The sequence below is a fragment of the Enterococcus sp. DIV0236 genome, assembly GCF_050558525.1.
In the GTDB taxonomy this organism is placed as follows: domain Bacteria; phylum Bacillota; class Bacilli; order Lactobacillales; family Enterococcaceae; genus Enterococcus; species Enterococcus faecalis.
In genome coordinates this window covers 1769982-1790284 of the sequence record NZ_CP187891.1, presented here as the reverse complement: position 1 = coordinate 1790284, position 20303 = coordinate 1769982, and the positions used below count along the sequence as shown (strand labels likewise).

Genomic DNA, 20303 nt, shown 5'->3' with positions numbered 1-20303 from the left:
GCTTAATGCGATAATAGGGAAGGATATTTGGTTTTATAGAAACTAAAAATAGAAGTATTTAAGGAGATTGTTCATGAAAGGAATTATTTTAGCAGGCGGAAGCGGGACACGCTTATATCCGCTAACAAAAGCAACATCAAAACAATTAATGCCAATTTACGACAAACCAATGATTTATTACCCAATGTCAACGTTAATGTTGGCGGGAATTAATGAAATTTTGATTATCTCTACACCAGAAGATACACCACGTTTTGAAAGCTTATTCGGCGATGGCCATGATTTAGGCATTCATATCGAATACGCGGTACAAGAAAGCCCAGATGGTTTGGCGCAAGCATTTATTATTGGTGAAGAATTTATTGGTGATGATAGTGTCTGCTTAGTTTTAGGGGACAATATTTATTATGGTGGCGGCTTATCAAAAATGTTGCAACGAGCAGCTTCTAAAGAGTCAGGGGCAACAGTCTTTGGCTACCATGTAAATGATCCAGAACGTTTCGGCGTGGTAGAATTTGATGAAGAGATGCGGGCGCTTTCTATTGAAGAAAAACCAGCACAACCGAAGTCAAATTACGCAGTGACAGGTTTGTATTTTTACGACAATGAAGTGGTTGAAATTGCGAAAGGGATCAAACCGTCAGAACGTGGGGAATTAGAAATAACAGACGTTAATAAAGTCTACCTTGAAAAAAATAAACTTTCTGTTGAGGTAATGGGCCGTGGCTTTGCTTGGTTAGATACAGGCACACACGAATCCTTATTAGAAGCGTCAACATTTATTGAAACAATTGAAAAACGTCAAAATTTAAAAGTCGCTTGTTTGGAAGAAATTGCTTATCGAATGGGCTATATTACAAAAGAACAATTGGTAGAATTGGCACAACCATTGAAGAAAAATGGCTACGGCCAATACTTGCTACGTTTAGCAGCAGAATAGGAGCGAAGAAACGTGAAAGTTATTGATACAAAATTACAAGATGTCAAAATTATCGAAATGGATGTTTTCGGTGATCATCGTGGCTTTTTTACAGAAAGTTATTCCAAAGCTAAATTTGCAGAACATGGATTAGACTTTGATTTTGTCCAAGATAATCATTCATTATCAACAGAAGCAGGTGTCTTGCGTGGATTGCATTTTCAAAAAGGCGAAGCTGCGCAAACAAAACTAATTCGCGTTGTAACAGGTGCGGTATTAGATGTGATTGTTGATATTCGTAAAGGGAGTCCAACCTATGGCCAATGGGAAGGCTACATTTTATCAGAACATAATCACCGTCAGCTTTTAGTACCAAAAGGTTTTGCTCATGGTTTTGTCACTTTGACACCGAACGTGAACTTTATGTACAAATGTGACAATTACTACAATGCGGCAGCAGACGGCGGTATTGCTTTTAACGATCCAGCGTTAGCTATTGATTGGCCAATTGCGCCAGAAAAAGCGATTACGTCAGAAAAGGATCAAAAACATCCAACCTTAAAAGAATTTGAAGCGGAAAATCCGTTTATCTATGGCGAAATTTAAGAAAAAAGTAGGAGAGTTTCAATTATGAAAAAAATCATCGTAACAGGTGGAGCTGGTTTTATCGGCTCAAATTTTGTTCATTATGTTGTAAAGAATCATCCAGAAGTTCATGTAACTGTATTAGATAAATTAACGTATGCAGGAAATGAAAAAAATCTTGAAGGTCTACCAAGTGATCGCGTGGAATTAGTCGTAGGAGATATCGCTGATGCTGAATTAGTTAATCGTTTAGTCGCTGAAACAGATGCGGTTGTTCACTATGCTGCTGAATCGCATAACGACAACTCATTAAACGACCCATTCCCATTTGTACAAACCAATCTGATTGGGACGTACACATTGATCGAAGCTTGCCGTAAAAACAATGTTCGTTACCACCATGTATCGACTGATGAAGTTTATGGCGATTTACCTTTAAGAGAAGATTTACCAGGACATGGAGAAGGCGAAGGGGAAAAATTCACTGCCGAAACGCCTTACAATCCTTCAAGCCCTTATTCTTCAACAAAAGCAGGATCTGACTTGTTAGTCAAAGCGTGGGTTCGTTCTTTCAACTTACAAGCAACAATTTCAAACTGTTCAAATAACTATGGTCCATATCAACATATTGAAAAATTTATTCCTCGTCAAATTACCAATGTCTTAAGTGGCATTACACCAAAACTTTATGGTGCTGGTAAAAATGTTCGTGACTGGATTCATACAAACGACCATTCTTCGGCTGTTTGGGCAATTTTAACAAAAGGGCAAATTGGCGAAACATATTTAATCGGAGCCGATGGTGAAGAAGACAATAAAACAGTGATGGAATTAATTTTAGAATTAATGGGACAACCTGTTGATGCCTATGAGCATGTCAACGATCGTGCAGGACATGACTTACGTTATGCGATTGATTCAACCAGATTACGCGAAGAATTAGGTTGGGAACCAGAATTCACGAATTTCCGTGAAGGCTTGGCAGAAACAATCAAGTGGTATACAGAAAATGAAGACTGGTGGCGTGCAGATAAAGAAGCTGTTGAAGCAAAATATGCACAAAATGGTCAGTAATTTTTTCTGACATGTGAGATAACAGTCGAAAGGCGATGGCAAAGTACAAAAGCTACTTTGCCCTGCCTTTTTTTCAAGAAGGAGCGAAAATAATGATTTTAATTACTGGTGGAAATGGCCAATTGGGCACAGAATTACGTCACCTATTAGACGAACAAGGAATTGAGTATGTTTCAACGGATTCCACAGAATTAGATATTACTGATGCGGATAGTACGTTGGCAAAAGTGAAAGAAATTCAACCAAACGTCATTTATCATTGTGCTGCTTATACAGCTGTTGATAAAGCAGAAGACGAAGGCAAGGAATTAGATGAAAAAGTGAATGTAGATGGCACACGTCATGTTGCAGAAGCTGCTAAAGCAGTGGGGGCGACACTTGTTTACGTAAGTACAGATTATATTTTTGATGGAACTAAAAAAGAAGGCGTCTATGCGATTGATGATCAACCGAATCCTTTAAATGAGTATGGTCGGACGAAGTTATTAGGTGAACAAGCGGTCCAAGAAATCCTGGACGATTATTATATTATTCGAACATCATGGGTATTTGGTCAATACGGTCATAACTTTGTCTTTACCATGCAAAAATTAGCGGAAACAAGAGACCAACTAACGGTAGTGGACGATCAGTTTGGCCGCCCAACTTGGACAAGAACGTTAGCCGAATTTATGGCATTTGTTATTGCAGAAAAAGCGCCATTTGGTGTTTATCATTTGTCTAATGAAAACAGCTGTAGCTGGTATCAGTTTGCTAAAGAAATTTTAAAAGATACTGAAGTGGAAGTACTGCCAGTGGATTCAACTCAATTTCCACAAAAGGCGCAAAGACCACAATATTCTGTCATGGATTTAAGTAAAACAGAAGCGTTAGGCTTTAAAATTCCTACTTGGCAAGAAGCCTTAGCACAAATGTTAGAAAATGTTCAACAATAAATTGTTTTGTGTAAGTGAGGGGTTTTGTTAGAGAAAAAGTGGAAAGGTGTTTCTCTTTATGAAGGTACTTTTAATCATTCCTGCTTACAATGAGGAAGAAAACATTTTGCGGACGATTGCTTCCATTGAAACATTTAAACAGGAAGTTACGCATTTTCAACATGAATTGGATTATGTGGTAATTAATGATGGCTCGACAGATGGAACCAAACAAATTTTAGAAGTCAACCAAATTAATGCCATTCATTTAGTGTTGAATTTAGGTATTGGCGGGGCGGTACAGACCGGCTATAAATATGCCTTAGAAAATGAGTATGATGTTGCGGTTCAGTTTGATGGTGATGGTCAACATGATATCAATAGTTTACCTATTTTACTGGAACCATTAGCAGAGGGTAAATGTGATTTTTCGATTGGCTCTCGTTTCATTCCTGGAAACGAAGCGGCTTTTCAAAGTACGAAAATGCGCCGTTTTGGTATTCGTTTGTTATCTTTTTGCATTCGAATGGCTTCTGGTAAAACAATTTATGATGTGACTTCAGGGTATCGAGCAGGAAATCGGAAAGTGATTGCTTTTTTTGCAAAGCGTTATCCGACAAATTATCCTGAGCCAGAATCGATTGTTCACTTAATTAAAAAACGTTTTGTGATTGTTGAAAGACCTGTCAATATGATGGAACGGCTTGGTGGTGTTTCTTCGATTCGTGCCTTGGCTTCTGTGAAGTATATGCTGGAAGTCGGCTCAGCAATTCTGATTGCTGCCTTTATGAAGGAGGGAGATTAATGCTACCAACCGTGTTATGGCTAGCTTTATTTTTATTTGCAATTGGCTTTTTCTTATACATTATTCGAGGAATTAATAAAAATATTTTTCTCCTAAAAAATGCTTTGATTTGGTTATTAATCTCAATTGTCTTAATTATTTTTGCTATTTTCCCGCATGTGGCAGAATGGTTAGCAATGGCCTTTGGGTTTGAAACAACATCAAACTTCTTATTATCAGCTGCGGTGATTGTCCTTTTAATCATGGAAATTAAAAATTCTGTGTTGATTTCAAAACACGAAAATCGCATTAAAACATTATTGCAAGAATTATCTATCATGAAATCTGAAGAAAAATGGGAGAATAGAGAGGGGAAAAATGACTAAAAACAATGATGTATTGGATGCCTTCAAATTTATTGCTGCATTAAGTGTAGTTGGAATTCATACCTTTCCCTCTAAATCTATTTTGGGTAGTGATTTGAAAATATTAGCCCGCTTTTCTGTTCCGTTTTTTTTCATAGTATCTGGATATTTTTTGTTTAAAAAAATTTCTTTTAGAGAAAAAGAAAAAGATAAAAAAATACTATTCAATTATATAAAAAGAATCTTAAAAGTATATCTTTCGTGGTTGATCTTTTACATTCCCTTCTTTATCGTATCTATTATGAATTTTGTTAAAGGGGAAATGGATTTAAGAGGAAAAATATCATTTATACTGAGCATATTATTAGGCTATGTCCCCAGAATAGGTGTTTCTTGGTATTTAATCGCATTAGTAATGAGTGTATTTATTATTTATTACATCCGAAGTTATTTTGGTGAGAAAGTATTATTAACAATTGGAATTGTTAGCTTTCTGATAGGAGTATTTACTTCTACTTATGGTAAGTGGTACTTTGACATTGAATGGATTAAACAAGTGCCTTTTTATGGTTCTATATCTTTTTCGATGATTTCTACGATTTGTTATGTGATTATAGGCTATTTTTTAGCAAACTATGTATTTGAAAAACCTTTAAATAATTTATTCTTAGTTTTAGGTATTGTTATTTTTTCTTATGTAGGACTAAAGGAAGTGAAATTTGCGCAACAATTAGGTGTTTTTTATGATGCACAAAATTATTTTACGTTACCAATAGTTGCTGTGTTAGTGGTTATTTTAAGTTTTAATTTAGAAAATATACGTATTCCTGGAAGTGACTTTTTAAGAAAATCTAGTATTATTATTTATTTAGCGCAAAATCCGATAAAATATTTACTATTTTATGCAGCTAGTCAATTAGGGATTCAAAAGTTAACGTACGATAACTTTAAAACATATGTTGTACAAGTTTTTTTGTTAATTGTTTTTAGTTATATTATCATTAAATTAAGTGAACTGAGACAGTTTTATTGGCTTAAAAATCTATCTTAAATAAAACAACAAAGACCTTAAGTTGGAGTTTAAGGTCTTTGTTGTTTTATTTAAGATTCATAATCACAATGCCGACAATAATAACCACAGCACCAATAAGGGCATTCGTTGTGATTGTCTCTTTTAGAATAAGATTTGAAGCAATTAAAATAGCGATGTTTGTACAGGCAACGCCTAAAGGAACAATGTAAGAAACATCGGAACGACTAATAATTAACATCCATAAAATAAAACTAATTAAATAACAAAATAAACCTAATAAAGATATAAGTGAGATATTCATTGAAAAGATTGTTTGTTGGAGTTGGATGTTCAAACTGCTAGAACCTAGTTTAAATAAGACCAGACCAGCAGAAGACAGAAATACGTAAATAATAAAAAGAACCATAATTTCCCTTCTCTCAAAAATAGTTTCCGTGCAAAAAAATGCAAGACCTCCATTATTGTAGCATAATCTCCTAAAAATTGGACAAGATTTTTTAATATAGCGAAATCAGTTAAATTTTTCTTTATAAAAAGGGGTCTACTATTGAAAAGCTAGGCGTTTATCGATAAAATAGAAATGTTGTTTAAAATGGCATTTTTGTATCCAAAAATTTTAGATAAAAATAGTTTATTACGGAAGGAATAAGTATATGTTTAAAGAAACATTTTCAATTTTCAAGAATATTTTTCAGAACAAAAAATTGTTATTACAATTTTCATTTAATGATTTTAAGGCCAAGTATGCTGGTTCAGCACTAGGAATTGTCTGGGCGTTTTTAACGCCATTAGTAACTGTTTTGACGTATTGGTTTGTCTTTTCTGTAGGCCTTCGTTCTAGAGCTGGCGACAATATGCCGTTCATTGTCTATTTAGTAACAGGGATGGTGCCTTGGTTCTTCTTTTCAGATTCGTTATTATCAGCCACGAATGTGTTTCGTGAATATAGTTATTTAGTTAAAAAAGTCGTGTTTAATGTACAAATTTTACCAACATCTAAAATTTTATCGAACTTGTACACCCACTTGTTTTTCATTCTAATTGGTTTTGTAATTACTACAGCTAACGGTTATTACCCAAGTCTGTACAGTTTGCAATTAATTTACTACTTAGCTTGTTTATTAGTCTTTTTAACAGCAATTACGTGGATTACTGCTTCAACACAACCATTTTTACCTGATATTATGCAATTTATCAATATCATTATGCAAACAGTTATGTGGACATTGCCAATTTTATGGCAACCAACTGGAATGATTGCGACAATCTTAAAAATCAATCCATTATATTATATTGTTCAAGGATACCGCGAATCTTATTTAGGCGGTGCATGGTTCTGGGAACATTGGCAATATAGCTTATATTTCTGGGGAGTTACTATTGTTTTACTATTAATTGGCTCAACCGTGTTTAGACGCTTAAAACCACATTTTTCAGATGTACTATAAGGAGAGAACGACATGTCAGAATATGCAATCGATATCCAACATATTACCAAAACATACAACATGTATAAAAAGCCGTCCGATCGGTTTAAAGAAGCGCTTAGTCCAACCAAAAAATCCTACCACGATTTGTTTTATGCGTTAGACGATGTCACGATGCAAATTAAAAAAGGCGAGATGATTGGCTTTGTCGGCGAAAATGGTTCTGGAAAATCAACCATGTTAAAAATTATTACAGGAGTATTAACGCCAACCTCCGGGTCCATGGTGATTAATGGGAAAATTTCAGCGTTGCTTGAATTAGGTTCAGGTTTTAACCCTGAATATTCAGGATATGAAAATATTTTCTTAAATGGAATGGTCTTGGGTTTTTCCCGAGAAGAGATGGAAGAGCGTGTCCAAGATGTCATTGATTTTGCTGACATCGGCGATCATTTGTATCAACCAGTTAAAACGTACTCTAGTGGTATGTTTGTCCGCCTGGCTTTTGCGGTAGCCATTAACGTGGATCCCGATATTTTAATTGTCGATGAAGCGTTGGCTGTCGGGGATTTAGAGTTTCAATTAAAATGTATGGAAAAATTTACGGAAATTAAAAATTCTGGTAAAACAATTTTATTTGTTTCTCACGATGTAAACTCCATTCGTCGTTTTTGTGACAGAACTTTTTGGTTGCAACACGGGAAAGTCGTTGAATATGGAGATACGATGGACGTGACGACCAACTACGAAAACTTTTTGAAAAAGAAATCAATTAAAACGGTTGACCGCGAAGCGACCATGAAAGATGAAACCCCAACACCAGATATTATTGAAGTGGATCATGCGGAACTTTTAAATGCGGATTATGAACCATTAGAAATGGTAACGCAAGATGAAAAAGTGATTGTAAAAATTGAATATACTGTCAAAAATGACCAAATTAAGAAGCCTGTTTGTGGGGTCGCTATTCGAACAGTGGACAATCATTATGTCTGTGGCTTAAATACGTTGTTAGATGGCGTGCAAATTCCTTGGAAAAAAGGACGGAATGTTTTTTATTTAGAATATGAAAAAATGTCATTATTAACAGGTGAATATTATTTTGATATTGCTTTCTTTGAGGAACATGCAACAGTCCCATTAGTCTACAAAACAAAATACGTGACGATGTTTATTACCGGTCGTTATGCCGGAGAAGGAATTGTCATCTTAGATCATAAATGGAAGGATACGACAAAAGATGAAGTATGATTTTGAAATGGAAACAGACGAGAGTACCAGTGTTGGGAAAATCGTAGCACAAATCAAAGAAAATAGTGATGTCTTGGAATTTGGTCCAGGTAATGGGCGAATGACTAGCTATTTGATGGAAGAAAAAAAGTGCCAGGTCTCAATTGTTGAATTAGACAAAGAACTTTATGATCATGTCAGTCAATTTTCAACAGATGCCTTTTATGGCAATATTGATGAAAATGATTGGGTCGAATACTTTGCTGGTAAGACGTTTGATTATATCGTTTTTGCAGATGTGTTGGAACATTTAATGAATCCTCAAAGCGCCTTAGCAAAAGTCAAACCGTTTTTAAAACCAGGTGGTCAAATCTTAATCACTTTCCCTAATTTGGCGCATAATTCGGTGTTAATTGATTTATTTAATAATCGTTTAACGTGGAATGAAACTGGGCTATTGGATGCTACGCATAAATCATTCTATTTACAAGAAGGATTTGAAAAAGTTTTTGCAGAAGTTGGTTTATACATTGCCAAAGAAGATTTTACATTTAATCAAGTTGGCTACAACGAAATTCCTACGACGTATGAAGCGTTACCTGTAGAAGTGCAAGCAGCTTTTAAAGCGCGTCCCTTTGGCGAAGTGTATCAGTACTTTTTTGCCTTGACTGCTGAACCAGTAGAACAGCCAGAGCGAGTGACACCAGTAAATTCATACAATGAAAAAAACGTTCATATTTTAATTAATTGCGGCGAAGAAAAAGAGACTGAGTTGGATCAACCAGTTGATTTACAAAAACCTGAAACAAAACAGTTCCAACTGAAGATACCAGAAGACGTCCAACTGATAAAATTATTCCCAAGTTTAACGGGGGCAATTGTCAAATTATCCATGACGATAGACGGGGAGACAGTCCCAGTCGCAGCCACGAATGCTTTTCTGGTACAAGAGAATGTCTATTATTTCTTAGATACGCAAGTCCCTGTAATCGAAGTAACCGATGCACAAATGGCAGGCAAAGACCTGACAGTAGCCATTGATTATTTCTTTGAAGGCAACTATTCAGAACGTGAAAATACCTTTATTCATGCACTGTTAGATGAAAGAAATCAATTTTTAGAAGAAATGAATAAACAGACGGAGACTGCCCCTATGCCTACTGGAAAATATAAACGAATCACGTTAACTAAATTTGATAAAATGATTAATTTAACCATCGACGATATTGCTCGCGATGTAGAAAATAACGTTTCTGTTATCAGAGGGTGGGCGTATGACAAACAAACAAATTATCCGCTAAGATTCAGCATTGCAGAAGCTAGTGAATCAGTCACTTATACGGTGGAAACAGAATATCGTCGGGATGTTATTGATATGTTTGAATTAGAAGGCGATCAAGATTATGGTTTTGTCATTACGATTAAAGACCCAGAAGATTTACCAGCCTACACGCTAAACATTGACACCAAATCAGGCCAGAAGGTTCAATACGTGGTGGAACGTCCAAACATGGTTCAACCAGGCACGAAATTTGATCGAGCATGGCGTTCGATTCAGACACGTGGTTTGATGGGCTCAGTGAAGTGGTACTTTAAACGACAAGAAAAAGCAGAAGCCCCTGTTGACGTGGAGGCAGTTTTAGCGGAAATTAAAACGTTCCAATTTCAGCCTAAAATTTCTGTCGCTGTGCCTGTTTATAATGTCGAAGAAAAATGGCTTGCAGCGTGCGTTTCTTCTTTACAAAATCAGTACTATGAAAATTGGGAGTTATGTTTAGCAGATGATGCATCGCCAAGCGAACATATTAAGCCCATGCTAGAAAAATATAAAGAACTAGATCAACGAATCAAAGTTATTTATCGCGAAGAAAACGGACATATTTCAGAAGCAACTAACTCAGCTTTGTCGATTGCTACTGGCGATTTTATTGGTTTCATGGATAACGATGATGAATTAGCGCCACAAGCATTATATGAAGTGGTCAAAGCTTTAAACACAGACCCAACGATTGATTTTCTTTATACTGATGAAGATAAAATTACAGAAAATGGTCGTCGCTTCAACGCGTTTTACAAATCGGACTGGAATCCAGAACTGATTTTAAACCATAATTACATTACACACTTTGTTGTTGTGAAACGTGATTTATTAGAAAAAGTAGGCGGACTGAACTCAGCATATAACGGCGCTCAAGACTATGATTTCGTATTACGAGCAACGGAACAAGCAACGAAAATCAAGCATATTCCTGGTATGATGTATCATTGGCGTGCCATTGAATCATCGACTGCTCTAAACCCTGAAAGCAAAGGTTACGCCTATGTAGCTGGTCAAAAAGCGGTCCAAGCGGCAACGGAACGCCGTGGCTTAAAAGCACAAGTAGAGATTGCCGAATTTTATGGTTCCTATAAAATTAACTATCTTTATGATCATGTGCCGATGGTATCATTGATTATTACGAATGATACAGAGAATATGAGTAGTTACTTACGTCAATTATTAGAAAAAACTGCCTATACAAATTATGAAATTCTATTGCCTGCACGCTTCGAGAATCAAATAAATATCCAAAATGACCGTCTTCGTTATGTTTCAACAGAAACTCGTCATGGCATGATTCAAGCTGCTAAGGGAGAATATGTGGCTTTATTAAATGCTGGATTGGTACCAACGAAAAATGATTGGTTAAAAGAGTTAATGAACATTGGTCAACAAGAGACCTCTGGTTTAGTGACTGGCCGCGTAGTTGACGCACGCTATCGCGTGGAAACGGTGGGAGTATCAGTTGATACAGACAAAGGTCGATTACTTTATCCCGAAAAAGGCACCCCTGGTAAAAGCTTAGGTTACTATTACAGAATTGCTTTACCAAGAAATATTCAAGCAGCAACTGAAGACTGCTTACTATTCAACAAACAACTTTACCTAAATTTAGAAGGAATTAACGAAAACTTAGGTAAAGAGTGGATGGGTGTCGATTTATCGTTACAATTTGCTAGCGCTGGTAAACGAAATGTATATGTGTCCTATGCAATTTTGAAAGCAGACGAAAAAATGCAAAACCATGATAAAAAAGGATCTTATAAAGAACTTGCGGAAAAATGGACCGCGGAAACTTTAGTTGATCCCTACCGAAATCCGAAACATCTATAAGGAGAATGCACATGAATGAAGACATTAAGGTGATCTTTGATAGTATCTATCGCGACAAAACAACAAATAATTTAACCATTACAGGTTGGGCGTTGGATACAATCACTAAAGAAAGCCCAACTTTCACAATTAATAATGAAAACCAAGTGTCCGCTTATAACATTCAGCGCGTTTTACGTGAAGATGTTAATCAAATTTATCAAACAGAGCCTGCGATTGAAGCTGGCTTTGTTGTTACACTTGAAGGAATTAAACAAAAAAAAGTACTCCCTTTTCATTTTCAATCATCAGCACATGTTGTAACGGTGGATTTTCCCTTGAATAAAAAATATCCAGTGATTCCAGGGACAGAAGATAAAGTAACTCGTCTTTGGATAAAAGCCAAAAAAGGATTTAAGTATATGGCTAAAAATGGTATTTCTCATACCATTCAACGAGCGAAAATTGAGAAACTGAGAAATCAAGCTTCGTATCCTAACTGGTTAGCTAGAAATGAAGTACTAGACATAGAAGCTATGACGCAAGAAATCGCAACATTTCATTATCAGCCTAAAATTTCCATTGCGATGCCAGTGTATAATGTTGAAGAAAAATGGCTTCGGTTGTGCATTGATTCTATTTTGAATCAAGTCTATACTAACTGGGAATTATGTATGGCCGATGACGCCTCAACAGATCCCAATGTCAAAAAGATTTTAACAGAGTACCAGCAATTGGATGAGCGAATTCGGGTCGTCTTTCGTGAACAAAATGGTCATATTTCCGAAGCAACCAACTCTGCTTTAGCGATTGCTACCGGAGAATTTGTCGCCTTACTAGACAACGATGATGAATTAGCGATCAATGCTTTTTATGAAGTGGTTAAAGTGCTGAATGAAAACCCAAAACTGGATTTAATTTATAGTGATGAAGATAAGATTGACATGGATGGAAATCGTTCTGATCCAGCCTTTAAACCAGATTGGTCACCTGATTTACTTTTAGGAACGAATTACATTTCGCATTTAGGCGTGTATCGTCGGAGTATTCTAGAAGAAATTGGCGGCTTTCGAAAAGGTTACGAAGGTTCTCAAGACTACGATTTAGTCTTAAGATTTACTGAAAAAACGACAAAAGAACGCATCAAACATATTCCAAAAGTTCTTTACTATTGGCGGATGCTGCCAACCTCAACAGCAGTGGATCAAGGCTCCAAAGGTTATGCTTTTGAAGCGGGGCTAAGAGCCGTGCAAGATGCGCTCGTTCGTCGAGGAATTAATGGTCATGCAACGCATGGGGCGGCGAATGGCTTATACGATGTTTATTATGACATTGAATCTGAAAAGTTAGTCTCAATTATTATTCCAACTAAAAATGGCTATAAAGACGTACAACGTTGTGTTTCATCGATTATTGAAAAAACAACCTACCAAAATTACGAGATTATTATGGCTGACAATGGAAGTACAGATCCAAAAATGCACGAATTATATGCAGAATTTGAACAACAATTACCTGGTCGCTTTTTCGTTGAATCAATCGATATTCCATTCAATTTCTCAACTATTAACAATCGTGCAGCGAAAAAAGCGCACGGAGAGTATTTATTATTTTTAAATAATGATACCGAAGTGATTACAGAGAATTGGTTAACCTTGATGGTTTCATTTGCTCAGCAAGAACGGATTGGCTGTGTAGGTGCGAAATTATTGTATCCAAATAATACGGTCCAACACGCAGGCGTTATTTTAGGATTAGGTGGTGTCGCTGGACATGGTCATTATGGTTATCCCCATGGTGACTTAGGCTATTTTGGTCGGTTAGCTATTAATGTTAATTATTCAGCAGTAACTGCCGCATGCTTACTTATGAAAAAAGCAGATTTTGATGCAGTTGGTGGTTTTGAAGAAGCGTTTACCGTAGCTTTCAATGATGTTGATTTATGCTTGAAAGTCCAAGCTTTAGGACGTGACAATGTCTGGCTTCATGAAGCAGAGCTTTATCATTTTGAATCTCAAACTCGTGGATATGATGATAAAGGCAAAAAGAAAAAACGTTTTGAACAAGAAAAAGTGATGATGGAAGAAAAATGGGGACCTTTAATTGAAAATGATCCATTTTATAATCCTAATCTGACAAGGGATATTCCCAACTTTTCATTACGAATTGACTAGATGCAATTGCGGATGACGAAATGGAGCGAAAAGATGGAACAACAACTAACTACAAGAAAAGAAAAACAACCATTACGCAACCAAGCTGAGCAGAGCGCTCGCTTGGTTGATCATTTGTTACGCTGGCGCTATCTGCTAGCGGCAGTCATTTTTATTTTACTGGTCGCCTTTAAAGTCCATGGTAGTTCATTAAACATGTGGGATGCGTATGTTTCTGAATATGCGGATGGCCAAAAAAGTTCATTAATTGCTGGTGAACCAAGAGGTGTTCGCTCGGATGAATGGCTCGTTCAAACCCCCTTTAGCCTCTCACAAACACAAACAGGTTTGAAAACACATAATGATGTGATTACGTTAAATGGGCAAGACATGGTGGTAGGTTATAATTCGCCAGCATGGAATTTGGCCACGTTAGCGAAACCTTTTACGTGGGGCTATGTACTATTAGGCAAAGAATATGGCTTATCATGGTATTGGAATCTTAAATTAATTGGCTTAATTTTATTTTCTTTTGAAATTGGTTTGATCGTCACACGGCGGAATAAATATTTAGCTTTGTTAGCAAGTGTTTGGATTCCGTTTTCTTCGGCCCTTCAATGGTGGTTTGTCTCGCCAGTTGGAGATTTAGTATTTTTTGGCTTAGGTTTTTTAGTGGGAATTTATAATTATTTCTATTATCATAGTAGTGTTCGACGTCGTGTCATTTGTGCGATAACGGCTGTTATTATGGCCTCAGGATTTGTTTTAGTTATTTATCCTGCGTTACAAGTACCACTTGGTTATTTGATTTTATTATTTTTAATTTTATTCTTTTTAGAATTTCGTAAAAAAATTAAGTTGGATAAGTGGGATGGGGTCCTGATAGGTGGGGCACTCTTGATGACGGCGATTATTGTTGGCGGATCGTTATATGGCTCATTGGATTCCTTAAAAGCAGTAATGGATACCGCTTATCCAGGAAAACGGGTAAGTTTAGGTGGCGATATGCCTAAACGCGATATTTTGTTATTTTTAACAAATTGGAAAATGCCGTTTCAAGATGTTCCATATTCAAATAATTCGGAAATCAGTAGTTTTTATCAATTATTTTTTGTTATTTTGCCGCTCTCACCATTTATTTTTTATAAAAAAATCAAAGAAAACATTTACGGTTTTGTCTTATTCGTGTATTGTTTATTTAACTTAGTTTGGATGAGCGTTCAATTTCCAACAATTTTTGCTAAGTTGACATTGTGGTCTTATGTGCCAGAACAACGGGCGATGTTATCCTTCGGGTTTGCCGCTGTGTTGTTAAGTTTATGGTTCATCGATTATTTATGGAATCGCCAAGCAAAAATTCCAATGATGGCCTGGTTAGGGGCGCTAGGATTAAATGTTGTTCTGTATTTCTTTGTTTTATATACGGGCAATTTACGGTTATACGTTACACGAATGGACATCATTGGTGTCTTAGTTGTCGCTACCGTTTTAATTGTTGCTTTATTTAAACGTTGGCGCACGTTATTTGTCCTTGTCTTATTAGGAATCATTATGGTTTCTGGTGCCTTTGTTAATCCAATTTCTCGTGGCGTTTCTGCTGTCTATGGTAAAAAATTAGCGGTAGAAGTGGAAGAAATTAACAAAAAAGACCCCAACCAATTGTGGGTGGGCGAACGCTTGATGTATGGCTATTTGCCAATGTTAGGTGTGCATACATTTAACGGTGTTGCTTTTACACCTGACTTAGAGGCTTGGAAACCATTAGATCCAAAAGAAAAAGACACATTTATTTATAATCGCTATGCGCACATCAATGTTGAAGTAGGAAATCAGACCCCTGTTTTAGAGTTGATGCAAAAAGATGCGATTATTGCTCGTTTATCTCCAGAAAAATTAAAAGAATATGGGATTAAATATGCGGTCGTTTATAAACCATTAGAACCGTTAGACACACCAACGATTCATTTTGAAAAATTATATGGACCTGATCAGAACGGGGCATATATTTATCGAATAAACGACTAGTGATTCATTCATGGAATGAGGTTTGAATATGGGAAAAGTATTGAATAGAATCGGTCGACTTATTTTATTAGTAACAATGATCGGCTCGTATACGATGTGGGTCGTAGGAATTGATGCGCCAGTCACAAAATATATGTATGCCAATAGTTCAATTTTATTATTAATAGCAGTAATACTTGTACTGCTATTAAATTGTACGAAATTAAAATTTATTGACTGGCTAACCGTTGCGTTGGCGTTAGCCACCTGGCTCTTGTTTCACTTTACGGAATCAATCCGTCATAGCACAATGCAAACAGATACAATGATTCCTTTAATTATTTTGTTGGTCCTTTGTTTTAAAGTTTGTGTCTTTGACCGTGTGGATCAAACGCTTTTATTAATTGTCTCTTTAGTTGCTTTGAGTGCGACTTTGTATCGGATGTCCGTGGAGTTGCCTCAGTTGATTCCAGCAGACGAAATTTTTAAAGAATCAAATAAACTAGAAAGTATTTGGATTAATACCAATACGATTGGTGCAACGTTGATGTTTTCAACAATGATGGCCAGTAGTTTGATCAAAGCATATAGAAATAAGGTTTTTAACCTGCTGCTTTTACCTGTATACATTGGTGGTGTTTTAGGTACATGGGTCAGTCAATCCAAAACCTCTTTTGCCATTTTAGTTGGTTTTATTCTGGTGGATAATCTTTTACCAAAACGTTTCTTGCAACGTTCGAAAGTTTGGCTATTTGGTTTTGTCGGAGTAGCTGCATTGGGACCATTGTTATTTTACTTATGTGCGGAATCGGATACTGTTGATTTATTTACAGGAAGAGAACGAATTTGGCATGAGTTTTTTGCTAAATGGTTATCTGATCCTCAACATATTAAAGTCGGTATGGAACCTTTTGTGGCCTCATGGAAACCGCTGGGGACACATAATGCTTTTCTATTTACGTTAAGTAATTTTGGTGTCATTGGCTATCTGATTTTATTTGGTTTTTTAGTCAGTATGATTTTATTGATTGGTTTCCGCAAAAAAACATTGGATCGTTTGCAAGTTAGTTTACTTTTAGGCTTCCTTTTAATCTGGATTCATTCATTTATGGAAGATATTTTATTAGCGCCTCATTGGATGCCGATAGTTTATAGTTTCCTTGGGCTAGCCTTCTACTTCCGGCCAGAGAAAAAACGAGGAAGACATGAAAGACCAACGACACCTAAAAGAAGAAAACGAGTGAAACAAACAAGTCCTGTTAGCAATGAAGAGCGCCCGATAGCACCTGTTGACGAAGAGGGCTGGGACCAACCTGAAGAATTAAGTCGTGTCCAAAGACATCGCAGATAATTTTCATCCTATAGAACTTTCTTGTCCGCTGACATTATGGTAATATAGGGGTTGCATGTTATTACAAATAATGTAATTACTGGAAGTGAAGAGAGGAAGTTTTTAATGACATCAAAAAGTGAATGGAGTAATGCAAGACGGATTGTAATTATTTTAGCAGACGTTTTGCTCTATAATTTATCAATCATCTTAGGGTTTATGGTGAAATTTGGCCGAGAAATTCCTTCATTTAACTTTGTGGCTTATGAAAAATCTGCAATTTACATTTCAATCTTTTTTATCTTTTTGAATTTGTTGTTAGGTGCGTATATTTTTTATAATCGCAAAATTAGTGACATCATTTTTGTCACGGTGATTGGTCAAATTTTAATGACTTTAACGATTATGATTGTGACATTTGCCGGACGTTGGTTTACGTTCCCGCGTTCTGTTTTAGGATATTCCTTTATAATCGGAATTATTGTTCTAAGTCTTTGGCGAATTCTTGTTTATTATCTTTACTTAAAGGTCAGCAATGAGCGAAAAGTTGTTTTACTAGGTAAAGAAAATCAAGTTATGCGGTCAATTCAAAACTTTATGTCTGATAAAAATAACAAGCATAAAGTAACGAGCGTTGTTGTCAGCAATTACTATGAAAACTTAAAAAAAATTATCGATGAAATCGATATTGTTTATATTTCAAGTAATGTTGATGAGAACGAAAAAGTAAAATTGTATCAATTAATTGTCAAACACAAGAAAAAAATCTTTTTAGATACAAGTTTTGAAAATCTAATTATGTTAAAACCAAACATGATGAACTTTGAAGATGAAAGTATTATCGAAGTCTCAAATTTTGAAATCCAACCAGAAGAGAATTTTATTAAACGTTTATTCGATATTTTAGTCTCTGTTTGCCTATTTGTGATTACCTCCCCCTTAATGCTTATTGCAGCGATTTTAGTCAAAGCAACCTCACCGGGACCAGTGATTTACAAACAAACTCGGATTACATTAGATCAACGTGAGTTCTCGATTTTAAAATTTAGAACGATGTCGGCAACAGCGGAAGCAAAATCAGGTCCAGTCTTATCTACAAGTAACGACAGTCGCGTCACTACAGTTGGTAAATACTTGCGCGCTTTACGTATTGATGAGTTGCCACAACTAATCAATGTTATTCGCGGGGATATGTCCATTGTCGGACCACGTCCTGAACGACCATTCTTTGTTGATCAATTTAATCAGGAAAACCCGAATTACTATTTACGTCACAATGTACGTGCGGGGATTACTGGCTATGCCCAAGTTTATGGGAAGTATGCTTCTGACTACAATAGTAAATTGAACTTTGATTTACTGTACATCAAGAATTATTCATTGCTATTGGATATGAAAATTCTGCTTCAAACCATCAAAATTCTCTTTGATAAAGTATCATCAAGAGGATTGGATGAGTCTGAAGAACGTGAAGAATTGACGATGGATTATTGTAAAGAGAATGCTATTAGAATTTACCGTTAAAAGTTTGAGACATAAGTTATTTAAGCTTATGTCTCAAACTTTTTTTGGAAACAAGGAACGTTGAAATAATAAAAGAGCTATGCGATAATATAAACTGTTACATTCTTACATAAAATGCAACGAGGAGTGAACAAATGGAAACAGCACTTGTTTCAATTATTATGCCCATGTACAATGCTGGCAAATTTTTATCAAAATCTATTGAAAGCGTTCTGGAACAAACCTATCAGAATTGGGAATTATTACTCATTGATGATGGAAGTAAAGATGATTCTATTGATATTGCACTTGCCTTTACGGAAAAAGATTCAAGAATCTTTTTACTGAAAAATGAACAGAACATGGGCATTGCAAAGACCAGAAATAAAGGAATTGAAGCTTCAAAGGGACAATATATTGCCTTTTTAGATAGTGATGATTTATGGCTTCCTAATAAATTAGAAGTTCAAATCAAGTGGATGGAAGAAAAAAAACTTTTATTTACATGTAGTTCTTATTTTGTATGTAATGAAAATGGCAACATTACTCATGAGCGTAATTTTAGTGAGGGACCACAAACCTATCAAGATCTTTTAAAAACAAATACTATCGGCTGCTTAACAGTCGTAGTCGAATCTAATCTGCTTAAACGCCATTTAATGCCGGATTTAAAACATGAAGACTATGCTACTTGGTTAAACATTTTGAAAGAAATAAATACGGTCTATTTTATTAACGAAAAATTAGCCATTTATCGTAAGCTAACCACCTCTACATCTTCTAACAAATGGAATACAATCAGTTGGGTTTGGAAAATTTTGCGTCAAAATGAACAGTTTTCAGTTATTAAAAGTTCATTCTACTTAATGCGTTTTTTATTCTATACAACATTTAAATATGCAAAGAATGAATAGGGAGGAAAAGGAAAAGTGGAACAAACAACACAGACGCAATTAGTAGAAATTCAACAAGTCGTTTTACGCATGTCAAAATATTTTGTGGCTTTTTGTGAAGAACATAATCTAACCTGTTATTTTTGTGGAGGCGGTTGTATTGGAGCAATCCGCAGTCAAGGTTTTATTCCATGGGATGATGACTTAGATTTCTTTATGCCAAGACCAGATTATGAAAAATTAAAAGTGCTTTGGCCTAAATATGCAGATACAGAACGTTATCCATTGTTAGTTGCTTCAAAAACTTATAATGATCATAATTCATTTATGACAATTAGGGATGCACAGACAACGTTTATTAAAACCTATCAAGATGGATTAGCGATTCCTCATGGTATTCCTATCGATATTTTTCCTTTAGATGGTGCGCCAAAAGGAAATTTTCAAAGGAAGAAACAAAAAATTTGGGCATTAATTTATGCTTTATTCTGTTCACAAGTGGTACCAGAAAAACATGGTGGCATTTTAGCAACGGGTAGTCGGGTATTATTGAATATCTTTCCATCGAAAAAAGTTCGCTATCATATTTGGCGCTTTGCTGAAAAAAGGATGACTAAGTATTCCTTCGGCTCCACTCCTTATGTTACAGAATTATGTGTCGGACCACGCTACATGGGTAATATTTATCATTTGGAAGATTTTAAATCTGCTATTTTTGTTCCGTTTGAAGATACAAAAATGCCAATACCAGTGGGCTACAAGCGCTACTTAACACAGGTTTTTGGGGATTATATGCAATTGCCACCAGAGGAAGATCGCCAACCCCATCATGAAGCGCTAATTGTTGATACTAAAAAATCGTACACAGAATATCTTAAAAAATAAATAAAAGATGAAAACAATCGATTAAAGATCTGTTTTCATCTTTTTACCATTTAAAAGTAAAAAATTGATAT

Annotated in this window: 17 protein-coding genes; 16 read left to right on the top strand and 1 reads right to left on the bottom strand. The window is 35.7% G+C overall.

Annotated elements, in window-relative coordinates:
* Nucleotides 1–73: 73 nt before the first annotated feature.
* The 7 genes from rfbA to IGK27_RS08660 all read left to right on the top strand — a co-directional run bounded on the left by rfbA (nucleotide 74) and on the right by IGK27_RS08660 (nucleotide 5692).
* Nucleotides 74–940: a glucose-1-phosphate thymidylyltransferase RfbA gene (gene rfbA / locus IGK27_RS08690; RefSeq protein WP_002364387.1), complete on the top strand. Its 867-nt coding sequence runs from the start codon at nucleotides 74–76 to the stop codon at nucleotides 938–940.
* Nucleotides 941–952: 12 nt separating this feature from the next.
* The gene (rfbC, locus tag IGK27_RS08685) at nucleotides 953–1525 is read left to right on the top strand and encodes a dTDP-4-dehydrorhamnose 3,5-epimerase (RefSeq protein WP_002356893.1); all 573 of its coding nucleotides are present in this window, start codon (nucleotides 953–955) and stop codon (nucleotides 1523–1525) included.
* A 24-nt stretch (nucleotides 1526–1549) separates the two neighbouring features.
* Nucleotides 1550–2578 (top strand): dTDP-glucose 4,6-dehydratase, encoded by a 1029-nt coding sequence (gene rfbB / locus IGK27_RS08680; protein ID WP_002359895.1) that lies wholly within the window; start codon nucleotides 1550–1552, stop codon nucleotides 2576–2578.
* Nucleotides 2579–2670: 92 nt separating this feature from the next.
* A complete protein-coding gene (rfbD, locus tag IGK27_RS08675; protein WP_002362114.1) occupies nucleotides 2671–3513 on the top strand; it encodes a dTDP-4-dehydrorhamnose reductase in 843 nt (280 codons plus the stop codon).
* A gap of 58 nt (nucleotides 3514–3571) precedes the next feature.
* On the top strand, nucleotides 3572–4297 hold the full coding sequence (locus tag IGK27_RS08670; RefSeq protein ID WP_002359897.1) for a glycosyltransferase family 2 protein: 726 nt from the start codon (nucleotides 3572–3574) through the stop codon (nucleotides 4295–4297).
* A complete protein-coding gene (locus tag IGK27_RS08665; RefSeq protein ID WP_002359899.1) occupies nucleotides 4297–4662 on the top strand; it encodes a DUF2304 domain-containing protein in 366 nt (121 codons plus the stop codon). Before IGK27_RS08670 ends, IGK27_RS08665 begins: the two co-directional genes overlap by 1 nt.
* Complete coding sequence (locus tag IGK27_RS08660; RefSeq protein WP_002378514.1) at nucleotides 4655–5692, top strand: acyltransferase family protein; 1038 nt, start codon at nucleotides 4655–4657, stop codon at nucleotides 5690–5692. Before IGK27_RS08665 ends, IGK27_RS08660 begins: the two co-directional genes overlap by 8 nt.
* Nucleotides 5693–5738: 46 nt before the next feature.
* Here the strand turns inward: IGK27_RS08660 and IGK27_RS08655 are convergent, their stop codons facing one another.
* Nucleotides 5739–6080, bottom strand: a complete 342-nt coding sequence (locus tag IGK27_RS08655; protein ID WP_002356899.1) for an EamA family transporter — start codon at nucleotides 6078–6080, stop codon at nucleotides 5739–5741.
* Between the two features lie 247 nt (nucleotides 6081–6327).
* Here IGK27_RS08655 and IGK27_RS08650 point away from each other — a divergent pair, with 247 nt between their 5' ends.
* From IGK27_RS08650 to IGK27_RS08610, 9 genes are all read left to right on the top strand, one after another.
* The gene (locus tag IGK27_RS08650) at nucleotides 6328–7122 is read left to right on the top strand and encodes an ABC transporter permease (RefSeq protein ID WP_002356900.1); all 795 of its coding nucleotides are present in this window, start codon (nucleotides 6328–6330) and stop codon (nucleotides 7120–7122) included.
* A gap of 12 nt (nucleotides 7123–7134) precedes the next feature.
* The gene (locus tag IGK27_RS08645; protein WP_002356901.1) at nucleotides 7135–8352 is read left to right on the top strand and encodes an ABC transporter ATP-binding protein; all 1218 of its coding nucleotides are present in this window, start codon (nucleotides 7135–7137) and stop codon (nucleotides 8350–8352) included.
* Entirely contained in the window at nucleotides 8342–11485 is a 3144-nt protein-coding gene (locus IGK27_RS08640) for a glycosyltransferase (RefSeq protein WP_033626651.1), read from the top strand. Before IGK27_RS08645 ends, IGK27_RS08640 begins: the two co-directional genes overlap by 11 nt.
* Before the next feature lie 11 nt (nucleotides 11486–11496).
* Nucleotides 11497–13638, top strand: coding sequence for a glycosyltransferase family 2 protein (locus IGK27_RS08635; RefSeq protein ID WP_033626652.1), 2142 nt, complete (start codon nucleotides 11497–11499; stop codon nucleotides 13636–13638).
* Entirely contained in the window at nucleotides 13639–15642 is a 2004-nt protein-coding gene (locus tag IGK27_RS08630; protein ID WP_161634195.1) for a DUF7657 domain-containing protein, read from the top strand.
* Between the two features lie 28 nt (nucleotides 15643–15670).
* Nucleotides 15671–16972, top strand: a complete 1302-nt coding sequence (locus IGK27_RS08625; RefSeq protein WP_002378510.1) for an EpaQ family protein — start codon at nucleotides 15671–15673, stop codon at nucleotides 16970–16972.
* 105 nt (nucleotides 16973–17077) lie between these two features.
* Entirely contained in the window at nucleotides 17078–18475 is a 1398-nt protein-coding gene (locus IGK27_RS08620) for a sugar transferase (RefSeq protein WP_002356909.1), read from the top strand.
* Between the two features lie 134 nt (nucleotides 18476–18609).
* Nucleotides 18610–19368 carry a glycosyltransferase family 2 protein gene (locus IGK27_RS08615; protein ID WP_010710592.1) on the top strand — a complete coding sequence of 253 codons (759 nt, stop codon included), beginning with the start codon at nucleotides 18610–18612 and terminating at the stop codon, nucleotides 19366–19368.
* 15 nt (nucleotides 19369–19383) lie between these two features.
* Nucleotides 19384–20232 carry a LicD family protein gene (locus IGK27_RS08610; RefSeq protein WP_002362106.1) on the top strand — a complete coding sequence of 283 codons (849 nt, stop codon included), beginning with the start codon at nucleotides 19384–19386 and terminating at the stop codon, nucleotides 20230–20232.
* Nucleotides 20233–20303: the final 71 nt, after the last annotated feature.

What these genes read in the sequence shown, in the direction of transcription:
- IGK27_RS08650 (WP_002356900.1), top strand. Translation starts at nt 6,328, where the DNA reads ATGTTTAAAGAAACATTTTCAATTTTCAAGAATATTTTTCAGAACAAA.
- IGK27_RS08640 (WP_033626651.1), top strand. Translation starts at nt 8,342, where the DNA reads ATGAAGTATGATTTTGAAATGGAAACAGACGAGAGTACCAGTGTTGGG.
- IGK27_RS08660 (WP_002378514.1), top strand. Translation starts at nt 4,655, where the DNA reads ATGACTAAAAACAATGATGTATTGGATGCCTTCAAATTTATTGCTGCA.
- IGK27_RS08615 (WP_010710592.1), top strand. Translation starts at nt 18,610, where the DNA reads ATGGAAACAGCACTTGTTTCAATTATTATGCCCATGTACAATGCTGGC.
- IGK27_RS08655 (WP_002356899.1), bottom strand. Translation starts at nt 6,080, where the DNA reads ATGGTTCTTTTTATTATTTACGTATTTCTGTCTTCTGCTGGTCTGGTC.
- rfbD (WP_002362114.1), top strand. Translation starts at nt 2,671, where the DNA reads ATGATTTTAATTACTGGTGGAAATGGCCAATTGGGCACAGAATTACGT.
- IGK27_RS08635 (WP_033626652.1), top strand. Translation starts at nt 11,497, where the DNA reads ATGAATGAAGACATTAAGGTGATCTTTGATAGTATCTATCGCGACAAA.
- IGK27_RS08625 (WP_002378510.1), top strand. Translation starts at nt 15,671, where the DNA reads ATGGGAAAAGTATTGAATAGAATCGGTCGACTTATTTTATTAGTAACA.
- IGK27_RS08665 (WP_002359899.1), top strand. Translation starts at nt 4,297, where the DNA reads ATGCTACCAACCGTGTTATGGCTAGCTTTATTTTTATTTGCAATTGGC.
- IGK27_RS08620 (WP_002356909.1), top strand. Translation starts at nt 17,078, where the DNA reads ATGACATCAAAAAGTGAATGGAGTAATGCAAGACGGATTGTAATTATT.
- IGK27_RS08670 (WP_002359897.1), top strand. Translation starts at nt 3,572, where the DNA reads ATGAAGGTACTTTTAATCATTCCTGCTTACAATGAGGAAGAAAACATT.
- rfbB (WP_002359895.1), top strand. Translation starts at nt 1,550, where the DNA reads ATGAAAAAAATCATCGTAACAGGTGGAGCTGGTTTTATCGGCTCAAAT.
- IGK27_RS08630 (WP_161634195.1), top strand. Translation starts at nt 13,639, where the DNA reads ATGCAATTGCGGATGACGAAATGGAGCGAAAAGATGGAACAACAACTA.
- IGK27_RS08645 (WP_002356901.1), top strand. Translation starts at nt 7,135, where the DNA reads ATGTCAGAATATGCAATCGATATCCAACATATTACCAAAACATACAAC.
- rfbA (WP_002364387.1), top strand. Translation starts at nt 74, where the DNA reads ATGAAAGGAATTATTTTAGCAGGCGGAAGCGGGACACGCTTATATCCG.